The following is a 19,893-nucleotide window of genomic DNA, read 5'->3' on the forward strand; positions in this document are numbered from 1 at the left end:
TGACGCGAGCGGCCTTATCTCGCGCCAGGCGTTCGACAGCGAACGCGTTGGGCTCAGGCAACGCCACCTGTTTTGAATGTGCTAATAGCCTTGCCCCTTACGCCATTTACGCAAACGCCCTCGCGCATTGCTATAAGGGGAAGCGGTATTGAATTGGATCATGCGGCCTTGCGTCCACTTTCCGTACCATGCCTGGCCGTAAAGTTGCTCATTGCTGCTGGTGTTAATGTGAGCAACGATCTGTGCCTGAGCGGCGATAAGGCGCTCAATCACCTGAGTGAAAGGGAGTGCATCATAATCGCGATAGAATTTTTGCGCTAACCGACCCAGTTCATTCCATTTGAAGCCTGTTTCAGGAAAGTCGATTGGCTGACCGACAGCATCCCGCGCCAACCATTTCAGCACCAGTTCGTTCCAGCCTAACAAGTAGGCCGCCAGGTTATTCACGCTCATCAATGTGTCCTTCGCGTGTCCCGGCAGACTTTGTTCATCCACTAATGCGGCAGGCACCTGCGCAAATTCACGGCACAGCTTACTGAATTCGCTGTTGATTGCCGCTAACAACGCGGTTTTATCTTGCGGAACAGCCATTCACTTTCCTCGCATTCACCCAATTACACTCGAATGCTAAGGCTAAAACGCGTGGATAATCCAGACCGTGATCGTGCTCCGATACTAACGCGTGGACGTCATGGCGAGCGCATGAATAGCAGGAAGCAAATCCACAGGACATTGGCACAGCCGGTTTGCGCCGCTGCAGGTCAACTCTTGCAGCGAGCCATATCCCCACTGTGCGCCAATCGACAACAAGTGGTTATGCTGCGCGCTAACCATATCTTCTTTACGATCGCCCACCATGACCGATGAGGAAGGCTGCAACCCTTGTTTGCCGAGCAGATGCGCGACCAGCAATCGCTTATCGTCCATACTGCCATCCACTGGTGTACCGAGAATATCGTCAAACAGCGCGCTGATGTCGAGACGCTCGAGTATTCGTTCCGCAAAGGGTTGTCGTTTGGAGGTGGCGACAAACAGGTGATGCCCCTCTGCGTGCAGTGTCTGAAGCACCTGCTGTATACCTGGATACATTAATCCCTGAAGTAATCCGATGCGGCCATAATGTTCACGATAGAGCGTCACCGTCTGCGCCACACGATCGTCCCCAAACGGTGCCAGTAGCGTCGCGACAATCTGATCCATCGGTGGGCCAATCAAGGCGGTGATATCTGTGTCTTCGGCCAACCGGTGCCCTTGTTTTTCCAGCGCGTAGGCGAGACTGGCGCGAATGCCCGGCACAGAATCAACCAGCGTGCCATCCATATCAAAAATAACATTCATCCCTTGTTCCTTAACCTTTTCCTTAATCTTAGTTACCTGATACCGTTTTAGCGCTGACGCTGGTCACCATCGCGGCACTGGCGACGGTAAACAACGCCATAATCCATGCCATGGTCCACGGCGTACCATCACTCAACCACGCCAGTAACAGCGAGGAGATAATACCGCTACCGTATTGTAATGCGCCGATCAAGGCCGAAGCCGATCCAGTCATGGTCGGCACGGCGTCCAGCGCGGCAGCGGTGGAGGTTGCGGCCACGATTCCGTTCATGGAGAAGAAAATAAACACCAGTACCACGATAGCCAGACTGCCGCCCCATTGAATTTTGACGGCCACCGCCATAACCAGCATGGCCAACGCCGCGATCCGCGTGGCGTATTTTACGAGTATTTCCAGTCTAAAACGCTGTACTAATTTGCGATTGACCAGACTTAGGGCCATCACTCCGATGATATTCACCGCAAAAAGCCATCCATAGTGCTGCGGATCAATGCCGTAATAGCGAATGTAGATCAACGGTGATCCTGCAATAAACGCATAGGCCGAGACATAATAAAAGGTCACGCACAGAGTAAATCGGCGATAGTTTGGGTTTTTCAACAAAGAAAAATAGTTGCGAAACGCATCGGTAAACGACGCCTTGACGCGCTTTTCTACCGGTAACGTTTCCGGCAGCCACAACAAAGAAATAAACATCGCGATGCCTATCACTGCCAGCAGCCAGAAAATCATCGGCCAGATACTAACGCGAATAATCTGCCCACCCAGCAGTGGGCCGACAATCGGCGCAATCGCCATCACTACCACCAACGTGGAGAGCATCTGGGCGGCGCGCGTGCGGGCAAACAGATCGCGGATCATCGCACGCGCCAGCATCGGCCCGGTACAGGCCCCCAACGCCTGGAAAACACGCCAGAACACAATCTGTTCAATAGAGGTTGAGCAAGCGCAGCCGATAGAGCCAATCACAAACAGTACCATACCGATAAACAGCGGCCTACGTCGCCCAATGCGATCGCTGATTGGTCCCCAGATTAGCTGCGCAATGGCAAAGCCGACCAGAAATCCGGTAATGGTTAATTCAGCATTGCCACGCAGCTCGCTGCCCATCACTGGCATCGCAGGCAGATAGATATCGGTAGAGAGTGAAGTAAAAGCCATCAAAGCACTGAGGATGACAATAAACCCCCATCCGCCCTGTTGTAATCGTTTGCGGGTAATGGGTTGTTGCAGTTGATTCATGTTTATTCACTAAGCAGTTAGCGCCAAGGCCATCAGAAGAGCCAGCGTACTGTCGCATCCTACCTGACGGGTAGCGCCTGATTAATCACTGAAAAGTGCAATAACGTTATGAATTGAATTCATGACCACTGTCGCTATTACTTTGCACCAAATTAATAATCAGTCAATAAAGTCATTTTCAGTTACAATAACAGAGTTTAATATCGCACAAAGATCAATTAATCGACATTTAATCTATACTCAGATCAATTTTTCCGTAGGGTAGACTTAAATGATGATGAGTTATCTGATGAAAATACGTTTAACGCAATGGTTTTCCTCTCTACTAAAACAGCAGCAACCGTCCTTAACATGGTCTTCGACGCCCAGCGCTGATGATGCCCCCCTGAAGGCGGCACTGTTCTCCAGCGCACAAATGGCACAGTACGGAAAAACGCTGGCGCAATCCCATAAACTCTCTGATACATCAATTCCCTACCATTTAACCCGGCGGCTGGCGGAGAATGAGGTGGTCATCACTCGGCATTGCTCGATGCTCAGTGCCGCCGATAAAGCCAGCATTACACCCGCAGGGGAATGGTTACTGGATAATTACTATCTGGTTGAAGAACAAATCCGTCTGGTCAGGCACCACTTACCCAAGGATTTTGGCAAAGGGCTACCTGTTTTACTCCCACCTCACCGCCGCCCGCGTATTTATGACATTGCCACCGAAATTATCGCCCACGGCGATGGCCGTTGGGATAAAGAGAGCCTCAGTCATTTTATTGTTGCCTATCAAGAGGTGACACCACTCACGCTGGGAGAACTCTGGGCATTGCCCGGTATGCTGCGCTTGGCATTGATCGATAATTTGCGCCGCGTCAGCGTTGAGGTGGCAAACATCCAGCAAGCTCGTCAGTTAGCAGAGCGCTGGGTGAGCAAACTTGTCGTCTGCGCCGAACAACGCCCGTCAGAATTGGTGATGGTGATTGCCGATTTGGCGCGTTCCAAACCGCCATTAACCAGCGCGTTTGTGGCCGAGTTAGTACGCCGCTTGCAGGGGCGAGGCAATCTGCTGATGCTGCCGCTGGCGTGGTTAGAACAGCAACTGGCAGATAGCGGCACTACCGCTGATGCACTGACGCAGCGCTTTAGTCAGCAACTTGCCGCACAGCAGCTTTCCGTCAGTAACAGCATTAACGGGTTGCGGTTACTGAGTGAAACCCACTGGGCCGATTTTACCGAGGCAATGAGTCTGGTTGACCGGACGCTGCAACAGGACCCGTCGGGGGTCTATCCCGAGATGCATTTTGATACCCGGGATCACTATCGCCACGTGATTGAGATGCTTGCCCGCCATAGCCGCCACAGCGAGGGAGACATTGCACAGCAGGTGCTTGCCCTGACACGCAAAGGGGATGCTAACACCACTGCCCACCATGTAGGCTACTATCTGATTGGCGATGGCAGAGCGCGGCTGGAACAACAACTGGCAACTGACATTTCATGGCTGGCACGATTACGAGACGGTTTTAATCAGATCCCGCTGCTGTCCTGGCTGGGTAGCCTTAGCCTGCTCACCACGGCATTCACCGCCCATTTGCTGCTCAAAACCCACGAACAGGGTATGAGCTGGACGCTGTGGTTATTGGTCGTGCCGCTGATGTTGGTCGCCAGTCAGTTAGCCACTTTCCTGCTGAGTGAAGCAACCACGCGCTGCCGCACGCCTACGCCGTTGCCCCGTATGGATTTTTCCCGCGAGATACCCGCGGCATTCAGTAGCATGGTGGTGATCCCCTGCCTGCTGACCAACCGAGAGAGCATCCGTAAACTGCTCACGCGACTCGAGGTATGCTATCTGGCGAACACCAGTGCGCACCTCTATTTTGCGCTGCTCACCGACTTTGTGGACAGTGCCACCCCTGGCACTCAGGAGCACAGCGACCTCCTGACATGGGCAGACGAACACACCCGCGCGCTCAACCGTCGCTATGCCCGTAACAACGACCCGGTTTTCTACCTGCTGCACCGCGCCCCCACGTGGAACCCCAAACAAGGGGTATGGATGGGGTATGAGCGAAAGCGCGGTAAGCTGGCCCTGTTAAACCACTGGCTGCGCCACCCCGACGCGCAATTTTCCCACATTGTCGGTAACGCCACGGGCCCGGTAAACACGATCAGGTATGTGATCACGCTTGATTGCGATACCGTACTGCCGCGCGACACCGCACACAAACTGATCGCCACGCTGGCACATCCGCTCAACCACCCGAGGTACGATCCGGCCAGCCAGCGCGTGGTCGAAGGTTATGGCATTTTGCAGCCAGGCATGGCAGAGGAGATCCCCCGTTACGGGCAAGGCCGTTATGCCACGCTGTTCAGCGGTGCGGCAGGCAACGATCCCTACACCATGATGTCATCCGACATTTATCAGGATCTGTTTGGCGAAGGCTCTTTTGTCGGTAAAGGCATCTACGATGTGGATACCTTCGTTACCGCAACGCAGCAGGTGTGCCCGGAAAATTTGGTGCTAAGCCACGATCTGCTGGAAGGCTGTTATGCCCGTTCGGGGCTGGTCAGCGACGTGCTGCTCTATGAACAGTACCCGAACCATTATCTGACCGATGTGGCACGCCGCACACGTTGGATTCGGGGTGACTGGCAACTGCTTAACTGGCTAAAGCCCCAAGTGATGCGCGCCGATGGATCGCACAGCAAAAACCCATTGAGCCTGCTTTCACGTTGGAAACTGTTTGATAATTTGCGCCGCAGCCTAGTGCCACCGGCCTTTTTAACCTTGTTAATTTGCGCCCTGTTGGTTGTACCCAACAAGGCCTATTGGCTGTCAGCGTTGACGTTGACCGTGCTGCTGCCCACGCTGCTCTCCATGTTTCAAGACATCATCAGCAAGCCTCGGCGGCGTCCGTTTGAGCAGCATATGCGGTTAGTCATTCGCGGCGCGCGCCAACGTTTACTGCGTATGGGCGTCGAGATTCTCACACTGCCGCACCGCGCAGGGTATTCGTTACACGCCATCGCCATTACCCTGTGGCGACTGAGTGTCAGTCGCCGTAATCTTAATCAGTGGATCCCCTTTGCACAGTGCAACGCGCAGCGCGACACCACACCCGTGCATTTTTACCGCGCCATGTGGCTCAACGTGGTAATAGGGCTGGCACTCCCGCTGCTTAGCACCCAGTTTGCCCCCCTGTCGCTGGTGGTGGCTCTGCCGCTTGGGGTGCTCTGGTGCCTCACGCCGTTACTGATGTGCTGGATGAGTCGCCAACCACAACGCCAGCGAACGGCGTTAACGAGTAAGCAGCAGCGACGGCTGCGACAAAATAGCCGGGAAATCTGGGCGTTTTTCGATACCTTTGTCACCGCAGACGACCACTGGCTGCCGCCGGACAATTATCAGGAAACGCCGCACGCAGGCATCGCCCATCGCACCTCGCCTACCAACATTGGCTTGTCGCTGATGGCAACGCTAACCGCCCGTGATTTCGGCTATCTGCCGCTGGAAGGTGCGCTGACACGTATCGCTGCCACCCTGGATACGCTGGATAAACTGGAGCATTATCGAGGCCATTTGTATAACTGGTACGACACTCGCACGCTGACTCCGCTGGCCCCGCGCTATATTTCCAGCGTTGACAGTGGCAATCTTGCCGGTCACTTGCTTACACTGCACGCCGCCCTGCGTTCACTGCGTCACCAGCCGGTTTTTGATGCCGAACAGGTTGTGGCCGGTCTTGATGATACGCTACGGATTCTGGTCAGGCTCTGGGGCCGTAATGCGCCAACCACACTGCGCCAAATGCAGCGCCACTGCACCCGCGCTGCCGCACTCGCACCTGCGGCCTTGTTGGGCGAACTGATGCAGATGCGTGACCTCGCCAGTCGATTGCTCACCTTGTGCCACACTGATGAGGAGCAGGTTCACCGCTGGGTTGAACGCCTTCATCAACAAATAAGTGCGCTGTGCGACGCCTGGTCCACACTGCTTGGTTGGCTGCCGGAGGACTGGGGCGGCGCCCCGCTACCGTCACTCTTCTGGCTGGCGCACGCCACCCCTGCCGGAACGGGAACGCCTGACGCAGCAACGGTGCGCACGGCATTCGCACAACTTAGCCTGATGGCCGACCTCGAACAGCGTCTGCACCAACATGCTCAGATGGATTTTGCGTTTCTCTACAACACCAACACCAACCGCCTCAGTGTGGGATTCAGCGTCGAAAACAACGCGCTGGACAGCAGCCATTACGATCTGCTGCCCTCAGAAATCCGCCTGACCAGCTTCGTGGCTATCGCCACCAATCAGTTACCGGTGAAAAGCTGGTCGGCGCTGGGTCGCCTGTTCACCAAAATTGACAATGAAACGGCGCTGATGTCCTGGAGCGGTTCCATGTTCGAATATCTGATGCCCAATCTGGTGATGCCGACCTACCCTGGCAGTTTGCTGGAGAAGATGAACCAGTCTGCCGTCGAGCGCCAGATACGCTGGGGACGAGCGCGCGGCGTGCCGTGGGGCATTTCCGAATCGGGTTATTACGCTTTCGATGCCGCGAAAAATTACCAGTATCACGCGTTTGGTGTGCCGGGGCTCGGTTTACGGCGCGGGTTGGCTGATGATACGGTGATCGCCCCTTACGCCACGCTGATGGCGCTAATGAACGCCCCGGATAAAGCCTGCGATAATCTCGCACGGTTGAAAAAACTCGGTGCTCACGGTGAATATGGTTTCTATGAAGCGCTGGATTACACCCCTGCACGTTTAGCCAGCGGGCAGACCTATGCCATCGTGCGCTCATGGATGGCACACCATCAGGGCATGGCCTTTCAGGCGCTCTCTCATGTGTTATTGGGTGCGCCGATGGTTGAACGTTTTATGTCCAGCGCAACGTTTAAATCTGCACGCCTGCTGCTGCAAGAACGTGTTCCTGAAGCCATTGAACTCTACAGTCCACGTCGGCACTTTGATACCTATGACGGTCGCCTCAAACCTGTGCAATACCACCCGCGGCGCTTTCATGACGCCGATACGCTGTTTCCTGAAGTGCAGTTGCTTTCCAATAATGACTACCACCTGATGATCACTCAGTCGGGCGGTGGCTATAGCCAATGGCGGGACATTGCACTCACCCGCTGGCGCAGCGACACGACCTGCGATAATTGGGGAAATTATTGCTATCTCAGCGATCCACAAACCGGTGAGGTGTGGAACACCACCGGGCAAAACGATGGCGGTGAGACTGGTCACTGCGAGGTGATTTTCACGGATGCCGGCGCTGAGTTCACCCGCAAAGTGGATAGCCTGCGCGTGAAAACCCACATAGTAGTATCACCGGAAGATGATATCGAACTGCGCCGCATCACTCTGCTGCATTGTGGCCGTCACCCACGCCCCCTTGCACTGACCACCTATGCCGAGGTGGTGCTGGCACCCATGGCAAGCGATCTGGCCCATCCGGCATTCAGCAACCTGTTTGTGCAAACTGAACTGGACCCTGACCGAGATGCCATTTTGTGTCACCGTCGCCCACGCGCCCCAGAAGAGCGCGGGCCTTGGCTATTCCACATGGCGGTGGTGCGTGGACAGGTGGAAAGTACGGTGTCATTTGATACTGACCGCGCCGCCTTCCTGGGGCGCGGACATGTTCCCGCCACGGCCACCGCGCTGCGCCAACCCGGTCCACTGAGTAACAGCGCCGGTGCCGTACTCGATCCGATCCTGGCGATACGCCAGTGCGTGGTATTGCCCCCCGGCGTTCCGGTCACCATAGACGTGTTCTATGGCGTGACAGAAAGCCGCACGCACAGTCAGGCGCTGATGGAGAAATACCGCGATGGGCCGATTGCCAACCGGGTATTTGAAGTGGCGAGTTCCCACAGTCATATTTTGCTACGGCAAATCAATGCCAATGAAGACGACGCCGCCCTGTTCAACCGCCTTGCCAGCGCCGTGCTGTTTCCCGTGGCGGAATTGCGCGCCGAAGGGCACGTCATCACGCGTAACCGTCGTGGGCAATCGGGTCTGTGGGGATGGGGAATCTCTGGCGACTTACCGATTGCACTGTTGACCGTCACCAGCGATGAAAGCATGACGCTGATCGCCGCACTGATTCAGGCACACCACTACTGGCGGCTAAAAGGGCTGAAGGTGGATATGGTTATCCTTAACACCCGTCAGGGTGGCTACCAACAAGAGTTACATCACCGCATCATCAACCTGATTACCGCCAGCGCAGAAGGTAATCAAATCGACAAGCCGGGCGGCATCTTCGTGCGCAACGGTGAACAGCTCTCCGCCGAAGATCGCCTATTATTGATGAGCGTGGCGCATATTTTACTTGACGATCGGGCCGGTGACCTTTCGACACAGTTGACCCAAAAACTGTCAGGTACCGTTGCACCTCCCCCCCCTCGAGTGACGCGAGCGACAGAGGGCAGCGCGCACTACCATCCCTGGCATCCCGACACACACAACCTGCAATTTTTCAATGGACTCGGGGGATTTTCTGCGGATGGACGGGAATATCACATCGTGTTGAATGAGGGTGACACCACCCCCGCTCCCTGGTCAAATGTGCTGGCTAACGCCCAGTTCGGCAGTGTCGTTTCAGAAGCGGGGCAAGCCTACACCTGGTATGAAAATGCCCATGAATACCGGTTAACACCGTGGGAAAACGATCCGATCAGCGACCGCTCGGGCGAATCCTTTTACGTGCGCGATGAAGAGAGCGGTGCCGTGTGGTCGCCAACCACGCTTCCCTTACGCGGTCAGGGGGCTTACCTGTCGCGTCACGGCTTTGGCTATAGCGTATTTGCCCATCGCGAAACCGATATCGACAGCGAATTAACCGTACTGGTCGCACTGGATGCCCCGGTGAAACTCGCTATGCTCACCCTTCACAACCGTTCAGGCCGCACGCGCACGCTTTCCGCAACCGGCTACGTGGAATGGGTGCTCGGCGTTTCACGCCTTTCCAGCGCGCGGCACGTTGCAACACGCCCTGCCACTGTGCACAAAGGCTGCGGCATTCTCGCCACTAACCATTATGGCAGCAACGGTTCGGAGCAAACGGCATTTTTCGCCGTCAGCGGTGCACAGTGTACCTTCACCGCCGATCGGCGCGAGTTTCTCGGACGCAACGGTTCGCGCTATCGCCCTGCGGCCCTGGCCCATGCGAGGCTGTCGGAGAAAACCGGGGCGGGGTTCGACCCCTGTGCCGCCGTGCAATCCGTTGTCACGTTGATCGATGGCGATCGTCAGACGCTGGTGTTCGCACTCGGCATCGGTAACACCCCTCAGGAGGCCGAAGCGCTGATTGAGCGTTACCTGAACGAAACGGCCACCCTGCGTGAGTTAGACGACGTGCACCGTTACTGGCACCAGATGCTTGATAAAGTCATCGTCAATACCCCCGATGCCGCCGTTAACCTGTTAGCCAACGGCTGGCTGCTGTATCAGACGCTGGCGTGTCGCATCATGGCGCGCAGCGGTTATTACCAATCCGGCGGCGCATTTGGTTTTCGCGATCAACTTCAGGACACGCTGGCGCTCAGTCATGCTGCCCCCGAGCGGCTGCGCGATCAACTGTTACTCTGTGCCTCACGCCAGTTTATCGAGGGGGATGTACAGCACTGGTGGCATCCGCCGTTGGGCAATGGCGTGCGTACCCGCTGCTCGGATGATTATCTCTGGCTGCCGCTGGCGCTGTGCCACTACGTGGAAACCACGGGCGATCTGTCCATTCTGGAACACGCTGTGCCCTATCTGGAGGGGCGGCAACTGCTTCCCGGCGAAGAGTCGGCCTACGAGCAGCCCGTGGTCAGCGCGCAGTCTGAAACGCTGTGGCAACACTGCGTGCGCGCTATCGAACACGGGCTTGCCACCGGTCGCCACGGTTTGCCCCTGATGGGAGCCGGGGACTGGAACGATGGCATGAACCTGGTAGGACTGGAAGGCAAAGGCGAAAGCGTCTGGTTGGCCTTCTTCCTGTACGATATTTTGCAGCGCTTTGCCACGCTGGCCGAGCGCCGTCAGGAACACACGCTTGCCGCCCGCTGCCGCGAACACGCGGTACAATTGCAGCAAAATATTGAAAACTATGCCTGGGACGGGGCCTGGTATCGCCGTGGCTATTTTGATAACGGCGAGCCGCTGGGATCGCACCTGTCCACGGAGTGTCAAATCGATGCCATTGCCCAAAGCTGGTCGGTACTGTCAGACGCGGGCAACCCGCAACGCAGTGAACAGGCGATGAAGGCGTTGGATACCTATCTGGTCAATCAGGACGCCGGACTCATCCAACTGCTCACCCCGCCGTTTAATGGCAACGGGCCAAACCCGGGATACATTCAAGGTTACGTGCCCGGCGTGCGGGAAAACGGCGGACAGTACACCCATGGCGCGATTTGGGCGATCATGGCGTTTGCGCATAGCGGGAATCGGGCGCGCGCCTGGGAGCTTTGGTCAATGATCAACCCGATCAACCATAGCCTGACCCCACACGCTACGGCGCGCTATAAAGTCGAGCCCTATGTGATGACGGCGGATATCTACAGCGTCGAACCCCATACCGGCCGCGGCGGCTGGAGTTGGTATACCGGTTCGGCGGGCTGGGCCTATCGTCTGATTGTCGAGACACTGTTGGGGGTGGCACGCCACGGTGATGAACTCACCCTTACCACCTCACTGCCCCACGATTGGCCATCGGCCAGCCTTAGCTATCAGTACGGCAACAGCCGCTATGACATCACCCTGCGCAACAGCAGCGGCGAATACCGACTGACGTTGGACGGCACCGAACTGCCGCAAGGCAAAATACCGCTCATCGATGACGGACAATCCCATCAGGTGGAGATTGCGTTAGGTCATAGCGCAGCCGGATAAATACTGCTTACGTACCGGTAGCGGACGGCAGTGGGTCCGCTACCGGGTCATGATTATGCGTTATTGAGCCCCAACTGTCCTTTCGCGCCGATGAAACACAGCAGCAGAGCCCCCCACAGCGCCAGAGTGAGGTACGGGCTGACGCCCATAATATTAAAACCGCTTTCAATGGTTTGCAGCAGGATCAATGCCAGCACCATGCCGACAATCTTTCCGCTGCCGCCATCGGGATTCACGCCGCCAAGCACCACCGCCAAAATGGAAGTCAACAGGTAAGACTCACCGTAAGAGGCTTTGGCGGAATTGAGTTTAGACATCATTAAAAACGCCGCCACGGCGCACAACAGTGCGGAAATCACATACACCCACAGCAGCACCCGGCGCGTGTTGATGCCGGAATACCCGGTGGCACGCTCATTGGAGCCGATAAGATAAATCGCCCTGCCCAGCGTGCTGCGCTCCAACACCAGCCAGAGCCCGATAGCAACCACCACAAACAGCCACATCGGAAGCGGCACACCAAACCACTGCGCGCGATTTAACCACAGCACCCATTCGGGATAATTGGCAATGGCGCTGCCGCCGGTAATCAAAATATTGATCCCCTTGAGCAGCGTCATCATGCCCAGCGTCGCCAGGATCGGCGATACCCGCAGGCCGGCAATCAATACGCCGTTACACAGCCCAATCAGTCCTGCTGCCGCAACGCCCGCCACCAGCGTGGCGACCACGGTCAACAGCGACGGCGGATAGCTGACCGCTACCCAGGCCATCACCAACGAGCAGGCATTTGCCGTTGAAATGATCGACAGGTTGATGCCACCGCACAGCATGGTCACGGCCATCGCCAACGTTAATATGCCGAGAACCGGCATCTGCGAAGCGATGGACTGAAAATTATTCACCGACCAAAACACCTGCGGCATGGTGATGCTAAACCCAATCACGGTCAGCCCCAGCAACCCCATCAGGTAGGTTTCTACGTTCTCGCGCAGCGATATCTTCATAGCAAACTCCGGTTTTGGTGCTGGCTCCACGCCGTGGCACTGATGCTGACCACAATGATGATGCCGGTGATCAAGGTCTGCCAATAGGAAGAGACGCCCAGCAAATTCAACCCATTCTGCAACACCGCCAACAGGATCACCCCAAGCACGGTACCGATAAGCGTACCGCGCCCGCCTACCAGGCTAGTGCCGCCCAACACCACCGCAGCCAGCACTGTCAGTTCGTAGCCCAGCAGCGAGTCCGGGGCGACGGTACGCACCGTCCAGGATTGCACCACGCCCGCCACGCCGGACATTAGCCCCATATAGCCATAAACAAACCATTGCAGCAGCAATACGCTAAATCCCAGCCGGCTGGCCGATTCACGATTTCCGCCCAACGCGTAAATCTTGCGGCCAACGGTGGTGAAATTCATGATAAAAGCGGTCAACGCCAGCACCGCGAACATGGTGAGCATGGGTAAACCCAACCCATAGTCGTAGCCATCAGCATCGGTGTATTTGAACAGCATAAAGCCTGACTCAAACCATGCGGGGAAGTCGTACAGCCACACCCCTTTGCTGAACCACAGCAGCAGACCGTAAAAGATGTTCAGCGTGGAGATGGTAATGATGATGGAAGGCACTCGCAGCCGATTAACCAGAATGGCATTCACACTGCCTAACAAGATGCCCACACTGCCGGCAATCAGGTAAGCCACGATGAAGTTACCGCCGATATCACGCAGTATCAGCACCATCACGTACTGTGCGATGATTGCCATGGCCGGAAAGGAGATATCGATCCCGCCGGAAATCAGTACCATGAACAGCCCGCAGGCCAGAATGGTCAACATGGCGTAGTTGTTGACCAAATCGTACAAATTCCCCAGCGTCAGAAACTCATCGCTACGCCACGCCAACCCGATAAACAGCACCAAAATCAGCAACGCCAGCCAGATTTCATGCCGGTAATGTTTTAAATCAGCCATTGACAACTCCGGCAATTTCCGTAGGGCTACTGCTACCCGGGGTGAACGTATGATGGATTTCCCCCTGTTTCATCACCAGAATACGGTGACTTTGATACCAGGCTTCATCCAGTTCGTCACAGATCATCAGAATGGCGATCCCTTGTGCGGCCAGTTCGCTGATGATGTGATAGATCCCGGCTTTATTGGCGATATCGACGCCAACCGTGGGACTGTCCAGAATCAGTACCCGTGGATCGATTGCCAGCCATTTGGCGATGGAAATGCGCTGCGCGTTACCGCCTGACAGCGTACTCACCGGCAAGCGCGGGTCGGGTGCTTTGATACTGAGTGCCGCGATCAACCGGTCTACCGTCGCCTGCACCTGTTTTTTGTTAATCAGTCCGCAGGCATTGCGCACTTTGTCAAAAATGGTGCTGATAATGTTGTCTTCAATGGACTGCGCCATCACCAACCCGCGCGACATACGATCTTCCGACACATAGCCAATGCCGTAGCGCAGTGCGTCACGGTTGCTGCGTAACTGCACCGTTTGCCCTTCGATGCGTATCTCTCCGCTATCAGGGCGCGTCATACCAAACAGACTCAGGCAGAGTTCGGTGCGCCCCGCCCCCAGCAGCCCGATGATAGACACAATTTCCCCTGCGCCGAGCGAAAACGAGATATCGCGGTATTCGCCCGCACGGCTGAGTTGCCGCACCTCCAGCACCTTGCGTGCCGCATCACCCTGCCAGGGTTCGCGAATCTGGTAGTCAAACGCTTGTCCGGTCATCAGCATGCCGAGTTGACGCGTACTCATGTCGTTGGCGGGATAGGTTCCCACCAGGTTGCCGTCTTTTAGCACGGTGATGCGATCGGATACCGCCATGACCTCTTCCAACCGGTGGCTGACAAACACCACACAGATACCGCGCTCACGCAGTTGACGTACCACGTGCAGCAGCCCTTCCACTTCCTGATGGGTTAAGGAGGCGGTGGGTTCATCCATAATGATCAGCCGGGCATCCTGCGCTAACGCCCGACAGATAGCCACCAGTTGGCAGCGCGCAATCGAGAGTGACTCCACCAGTGCGTCAAGCGGTAGGTTGACGTTGATGCTGGCCAACGCGCGCTCTGCAACCTGGCGCAGCGCCTTGCGTTTCACCAACAGGCCGTGGTGATAGTGGTTGATAACGATGTTTTCCCAAACGCTAAGATTGGGAAACAGCGATAAGTCCTGATAGATAACCTGTATACCCTGTGCCACTGACGCACCCGGCGTCAATTTAGGCCAGATCTTACCGCCTAGCGCGATGCGCGCCTTGGCATCCGGTTGGTATACCCCAGAAATAATCTTGATGAGCGTGGACTTGCCACAGCCGTTTTGTCCGGCGAGGCAGTGCACTTCGCCCGGCATAAAGGTAAGCGAAATATCATTGAGCGCACGCGTGCCATGAAACGTTTTACTGACATGGCTCAGGGACAGGAATGGTTCCATAACACCCCCTGGCAAACAGGAAAGCGGGGCGCAGTGCGCCCCGAATAAGCAGAATCAATAGAGCGTATCGATATTTTCTTTGGTTACGAGCAACACTTTGTGGAAACGAATAATGCGTTTTTCGTTATCCACATCTGCTTTGCCCAGATTTTTAACCGAGAAACCCTCGGCGATCGCTTCACCGTTGAGCAACGTGCTGGCAACCGCGGCTAACGCATAGCCTGCACTGGCAGGATCATAGGTGATGCCCGCAGTGATATCACCGCTTTTGATCAGCGATGCCGCTTGCGATGGGATCATCATGCCGTACACCGCCACTTTATTTTTTGCGCGTTTCTCCTGCACTGCTCGCCCGGCACCGATGGGGCCGTTCGAACCGAAGGACACCACCGCTTTCATATCGGGATATGCGCGCATCAAATCCAGCGTGGTACGACGCGAATCATCCACGCTTTCCGCTACCGGCATACGCTTGGTAACTTCAAACATATCGGGATAATGTTCTTTCTGGTATTTCACCAGCAAATCAGCCCACAGGTTGTGCTGTGGCACCGTCAGGCTACCGACATAGATGACGTAGCCCCCTTTTCCCCCCATACGTTTTGCCATCTGCTCCACGTATTCCGCAGCGAATTTTTGGTTATCAATGATCTCCACATCCCAGTTGGCACTGGGCTGCCCCGGGGATTCGTTGGTCAACACCACGATGCCGCCATCACGTGCTTTCTTGAACACCGGCTCCAGCACGTTGGCGTCATTCGGCACGATGGTAATAGCATTGACTTTGCGAGCGATCAGATCCTCGATGATTTTGACCTGTTGCGGCGCATCGGTACTGGCTGGCCCCACTTGGGTCGCATTGACGTTGAAATCTTTACCGGCCTGAACGACACCTTCGCCCATACGGTTGAACCAGGGCATGCCGTCCACTTTTGCGATATTGACGACCGTTTTTTGTTCTGCATAGACTGGTGTTGCGATAAGCGACATGCCCAACAACAGGGAGGACACTACGCCACAGAGAAGACGTTTTTTCATCATTTTCAGCCTCGTTACTCACCATTTGCTAGGGAACTGCGTCACAGTGACTTCCCCGTGATGCGGTGTTCCATATAACGCCGCCGCGTCATCTGCCGATGGAGATTATTTTTCCAGCTTACGTTTATTGTCTAAGTAGGGTGATTTTTCAGTAAAAAATCCAAGAAAGGGTAATCTTGGGGCGGACAACGAGAAATGCAGTTTCCTGCTATTTATATGGATAAACACCCCATCTCGTTAGAGTGTGATGCAACTCTCATTGTTAGCATCAATATAATAAGCAACGAAATGATGTGATGGCGACAGTCATCAAAAATCGCTGTTTACCCCTAAAGCATAGTTGAAACTAAGTACGAGGAAAGCGCTCATCTGAGGCAACGATCACATTGTAATGCGCCTGTTCGATATTGCACTCCGCGTAGGGCAATGTGCTGTCATGCACGTTGATGTTCAATTGATAAATCAAATTTTCAGAAATAAGGTGTGTGAAATTTTCCCACTGTTCAAAAGACATATAAGATAAATAGTCATTGCCCTTTTTCTGATATTTTATTTTCCTTAATACGTCTGGCAATGCGTCTCTTACCGCTTGTGGTGAATAGAGCGAAAACTCACCGTTCGCAATGGTGTTGTTGTAAATTATCGCATCAACACTTTCCCCCTCAGTGTCAGGAACATAGCCGTAAAGCTCGCCCATGCCAGTAATGGCATTTTTAATCGCTATCTGTATTTTAGATTCCCAATCAGTGGCTTTTATTTCCTGCAAGATAATCGATTTATCGACATCCAACCAATTTTCGTTTCTATCACGTAGCATCAAGGCCGCGCGAAACTGGCAGGCACCGTCTTGAGGTAACGCATAGCGCAGTTGACGGTTGTTGTCGCTGAAGGTGGCGTAATCTACTGCATCAAACGTCCCGTGTTGCGGGGTGTACCATTTCGGTTTGACGGGGAAATGATCGAGCTGCACGATCTTTTCTTTCACCAGAGCCGGTATATTATCCGCGTGGGGTCCCTCATCTTTGAGGTGCGTGCCAGCGATGAACAGTAGCGTAAATCGGTCTTGTAGAAACGTATTATTGATCCACTGGGGGAAATCTGTGATTAACGATTGGCATTGGGCGCGCGCCCTTTTGGCGACATGGGCTGTACCGTCCTCATCCTGGCACACGATACGGCAGAGGTAATCCTGGGCGAGCATTGCAATTTCACCTTTTCCAAGGGCGATATTTTGTAATAACTCAAGGCTTTCACAACAATTATTTTTTGCCCGGTGGTACACGCTGTCAAGGTGTTCTTTGACCGAGACACCATCACCTCCGTCACGATGTAAAGGTGTCCCCTCGATAGCCGCTGAAATAAGCACACCGAGCTGATGACTGTGCATTTCTGAATCATATAACGGCGATGATGGAATAATTGTTGAGTACGAACGATGCGGTATCAATATAGACATAAGAATAACTTATCGAGTTGAAAAGATACTGATTTTTACACCGTTGACACAGGATATTCTTTAAAAAAAGAAGCCATTATTTTTTAACTACTGTAATTTCTCTTCATGACACGCGTGAATTAAGGCAATCTACTACTATAACCCTATGGGTCGGCAGCAATATCCAATACAAAACCCCCTTCGCCTTTGGCTAACGCGCTCACGACAGCCTGACGCGCCGCGCAATGCTGACTATCACACAGAGACTCAGACATCATCTTCTCCTTGTTCTTCTCGGGGATGCACAATGAGCCATCCTTCAGCGCGCACTTTTGCCTGCCAAAAGGCCGCATAGCGTCCGTTCATGGTCAATAACTGTTGATGGTTGCCTTGCTCCACAATTTGCCCGTGATCGAGCACTATAATGTTGTCCGCACTGCGGATGGTGTGCAGTTGGTGCGCGATGACCAGCATGGTGCAGCGGCCACGCAACGCGTTAAGTCCCTGAGCGATCGCTTCCTGATTTTCAGGATCCAATGCACCGGTTGCTTCATCCAACAGCAAGATTGGCGCATTTTTCAGCAATGCGCGCGCCAGTGCGGCACGCTGACGTTCACCACCCGACAACAATCTGCCCCCTTCGCCAACCCGGCTATCCAGACCCAACGGTAAGCGCTGCACCACCTCGTCCAAACGCGACAGTTTCAAGACGTTTTGCAACGTGTCATCATCGGTCGTCGGGTTTCCCATCAGTAGGTTTTCCCGCAGGGTGCCGCTAAACAGGTAATTGTCCTGAAACACTTGCGAAATCATATTCATGTGTTTCGCAACCGGTAAATGTTTTACATTAATGCCTCCAATAGCAATGACGCCGCTATCTGGATCGAAAAAGCGGGCAATCAATTTGGTTAACGTGGTTTTCCCCGAGCCGGATGCCCCCACGACGGCGGTCATGCTGTTGGCTGGCAGCGTCGCTGAGACATTTTTCAGCACCCGAACGCCCTGCTGGTAACTGAAAGCCACATCCCGCAACTCGATGCCGTAGTGTTGCGGTAAAGGCACGGGCTCTGTCGGTGCCGGTAACGACTGCTGCGACAACACGTTTTCTGCTGCCTCCATTTGGGTTGACGCCATACGGATGCCCGAGCTGTAGGAGGCCACTTCACTGAGGGGGTCGATAACCCGGCTCACCAGCACCAGCAAGGCAAACAGCGTAGTTTGCTGCTCCGTGTCTCTCTCAATCACCACCAGCCAGGTAATTCCCACCATCAACGCCATCAACGCCAACTGTCCCAACCAGGTGTTCAGCAGCAGTGGCGGCAACACCAGCCACAGTTGACGCCGTGCGGCCCGACTTTGCGCCACAAGCGCCTGATCAAATTGCGGATATCCCTGCGCAGCTTTGCCATAGGTGCGTAACACCGGCTGGCTTTGCGCGAACTCCACCATGCGATCGCACGCCTGTACATTGGCAGTCTGAACAGCCCGGTCGGCGGTACGCCCCAGTCGTCCTGCCCACCAATACACCAGCCCTAACATGGGAAACAGAAACGCCGCGCACAGCGCTACGCGCCAGTCAAAAAAACTGGTTGCCACCACCACCACCACAGGCGTTATCACCGCCCGCAACAAAGGGGTTAACTGGTGGGCGGGTAATCCCAGGATCTCCATCACGCCCTGACTGAGCAACAGACCCAGGCGGCTGGTGTTGGCACGCACAAACCAGCCGAGAGGAAGGGTGACCACATGATCGCCAATGCGGCGGCGCAGTTGATTCATCAGCGTTGCGGCCACCTGAAATCCACTGTACACAGCGCGATAATGCAAATAGCCGGTCAGCACCACGCCAACGCCTAACGGCATCAACCACAGCAAGGCATCATCCACACGGAGATCCAGCAGGGCGCGAATGATGGGCACCACCAGTACAAAGGTCAGCCCCTGCATCAGACAATAGCCGCACACCCACAGCAAATAATGACGCAGCAGCAACGCGTGAGATTTCCCCATCAGTCTGGTCAGGCGCATCAACAGCATATGGCCTCCTGTTGCCCTTGTTTGATCCGCCCGCTGCTCTGGGTGGTAAACCAGCTGAGCGGAGCCTGAGACAGACGTTGTGCTAATTGGCGGCGCAGCGACAAGGCCAAATGATTATCAGCCAGATGCGTAATCAGTTCCGACAGGCCACGCAGGGCCAAGCCGAAAGCCAGACAGACGCAGCCCAGCATAATCACGTGCCAGGCCTCCTGATACCGCGTCAGCGATACGCCCATCAACACCTTAATCAATTCACATAATTCAACCAGCGGGACCAATACCAACCCAGCCGAAAGCATTTGCAGCAGCGCTGCAAGCAAAATCCAGCCCCGAATAGGGGCTAACAGTGACGCTGGTTTGATACTCTCAAGCGAATCAGTAGGTGACGATAAAGGGTTTATCGGCTCCGTCATTAACGGGCTCTCCTTATTGCTGGGGTAATGAAGGGGTGATGCCCACAGCAAACAGC

At 54.9% G+C, this 19,893-nt stretch carries 11 protein-coding genes; 1 reads left to right on the forward strand and 10 read right to left on the reverse strand.

What is annotated here, in order from left to right:
* Positions 1–81 precede the first annotated feature (81 nt).
* From J5224_RS09645 to J5224_RS09655, 3 genes are all read right to left on the reverse strand, one after another.
* Positions 82–591, reverse strand: a complete 510-nt coding sequence (locus tag J5224_RS09645) for a ClbS/DfsB family four-helix bundle protein (RefSeq protein ID WP_264625171.1) — start codon at positions 589–591, stop codon at positions 82–84.
* 84 nt (positions 592–675) lie between these two features.
* Positions 676–1,338, reverse strand: a complete 663-nt coding sequence (locus tag J5224_RS09650) for an HAD hydrolase-like protein (protein ID WP_264625172.1) — start codon at positions 1,336–1,338, stop codon at positions 676–678.
* Between the two features lie 28 nt (positions 1,339–1,366).
* On the reverse strand, positions 1,367–2,581 hold the full coding sequence (locus J5224_RS09655; protein WP_264625173.1) for a multidrug effflux MFS transporter: 1,215 nt from the start codon (positions 2,579–2,581) through the stop codon (positions 1,367–1,369).
* A gap of 289 nt (positions 2,582–2,870) precedes the next feature.
* Here J5224_RS09655 and J5224_RS09660 point away from each other — a divergent pair, with 289 nt between their 5' ends.
* Positions 2,871–11,459 (forward strand): glycoside hydrolase family 94 protein, encoded by an 8,589-nt coding sequence (locus J5224_RS09660; protein WP_264625174.1) that lies wholly within the window; start codon positions 2,871–2,873, stop codon positions 11,457–11,459.
* 53 nt (positions 11,460–11,512) lie between these two features.
* Here the strand turns inward: J5224_RS09660 and J5224_RS09665 are convergent, their stop codons facing one another.
* From J5224_RS09665 to J5224_RS09695, 7 genes are all read right to left on the reverse strand, one after another.
* Positions 11,513–12,466: an ABC transporter permease gene (locus tag J5224_RS09665; RefSeq protein WP_264625175.1), complete on the reverse strand. Its 954-nt coding sequence runs from the start codon at positions 12,464–12,466 to the stop codon at positions 11,513–11,515.
* Positions 12,463–13,437 (reverse strand): ABC transporter permease, encoded by a 975-nt coding sequence (locus tag J5224_RS09670; RefSeq protein WP_264625176.1) that lies wholly within the window; start codon positions 13,435–13,437, stop codon positions 12,463–12,465. Before J5224_RS09670 ends, J5224_RS09665 begins: the two co-directional genes overlap by 4 nt.
* Positions 13,430–14,914 (reverse strand): sugar ABC transporter ATP-binding protein, encoded by a 1,485-nt coding sequence (locus J5224_RS09675; protein WP_264625177.1) that lies wholly within the window; start codon positions 14,912–14,914, stop codon positions 13,430–13,432. Before J5224_RS09675 ends, J5224_RS09670 begins: the two co-directional genes overlap by 8 nt.
* 54 nt (positions 14,915–14,968) lie before the next feature.
* On the reverse strand, positions 14,969–15,952 hold the full coding sequence (locus tag J5224_RS09680; protein WP_264625190.1) for an autoinducer 2 ABC transporter substrate-binding protein: 984 nt from the start codon (positions 15,950–15,952) through the stop codon (positions 14,969–14,971).
* A 346-nt stretch (positions 15,953–16,298) separates the two neighbouring features.
* The gene (locus tag J5224_RS09685) at positions 16,299–17,408 is read right to left on the reverse strand and encodes a hypothetical protein (protein WP_264625178.1); all 1,110 of its coding nucleotides are present in this window, start codon (positions 17,406–17,408) and stop codon (positions 16,299–16,301) included.
* Between the two features lie 246 nt (positions 17,409–17,654).
* Positions 17,655–19,424 (reverse strand): ABC transporter ATP-binding protein, encoded by a 1,770-nt coding sequence (locus tag J5224_RS09690; protein WP_264625179.1) that lies wholly within the window; start codon positions 19,422–19,424, stop codon positions 17,655–17,657.
* Positions 19,415–19,837 (reverse strand): hypothetical protein, encoded by a 423-nt coding sequence (locus J5224_RS09695; RefSeq protein WP_264625180.1) that lies wholly within the window; start codon positions 19,835–19,837, stop codon positions 19,415–19,417. Before J5224_RS09695 ends, J5224_RS09690 begins: the two co-directional genes overlap by 10 nt.
* Between the last annotated feature and the right edge of the window lie 56 nt (positions 19,838–19,893).

This window comes from Candidatus Symbiopectobacterium sp. NZEC135, from assembly GCF_025962695.1.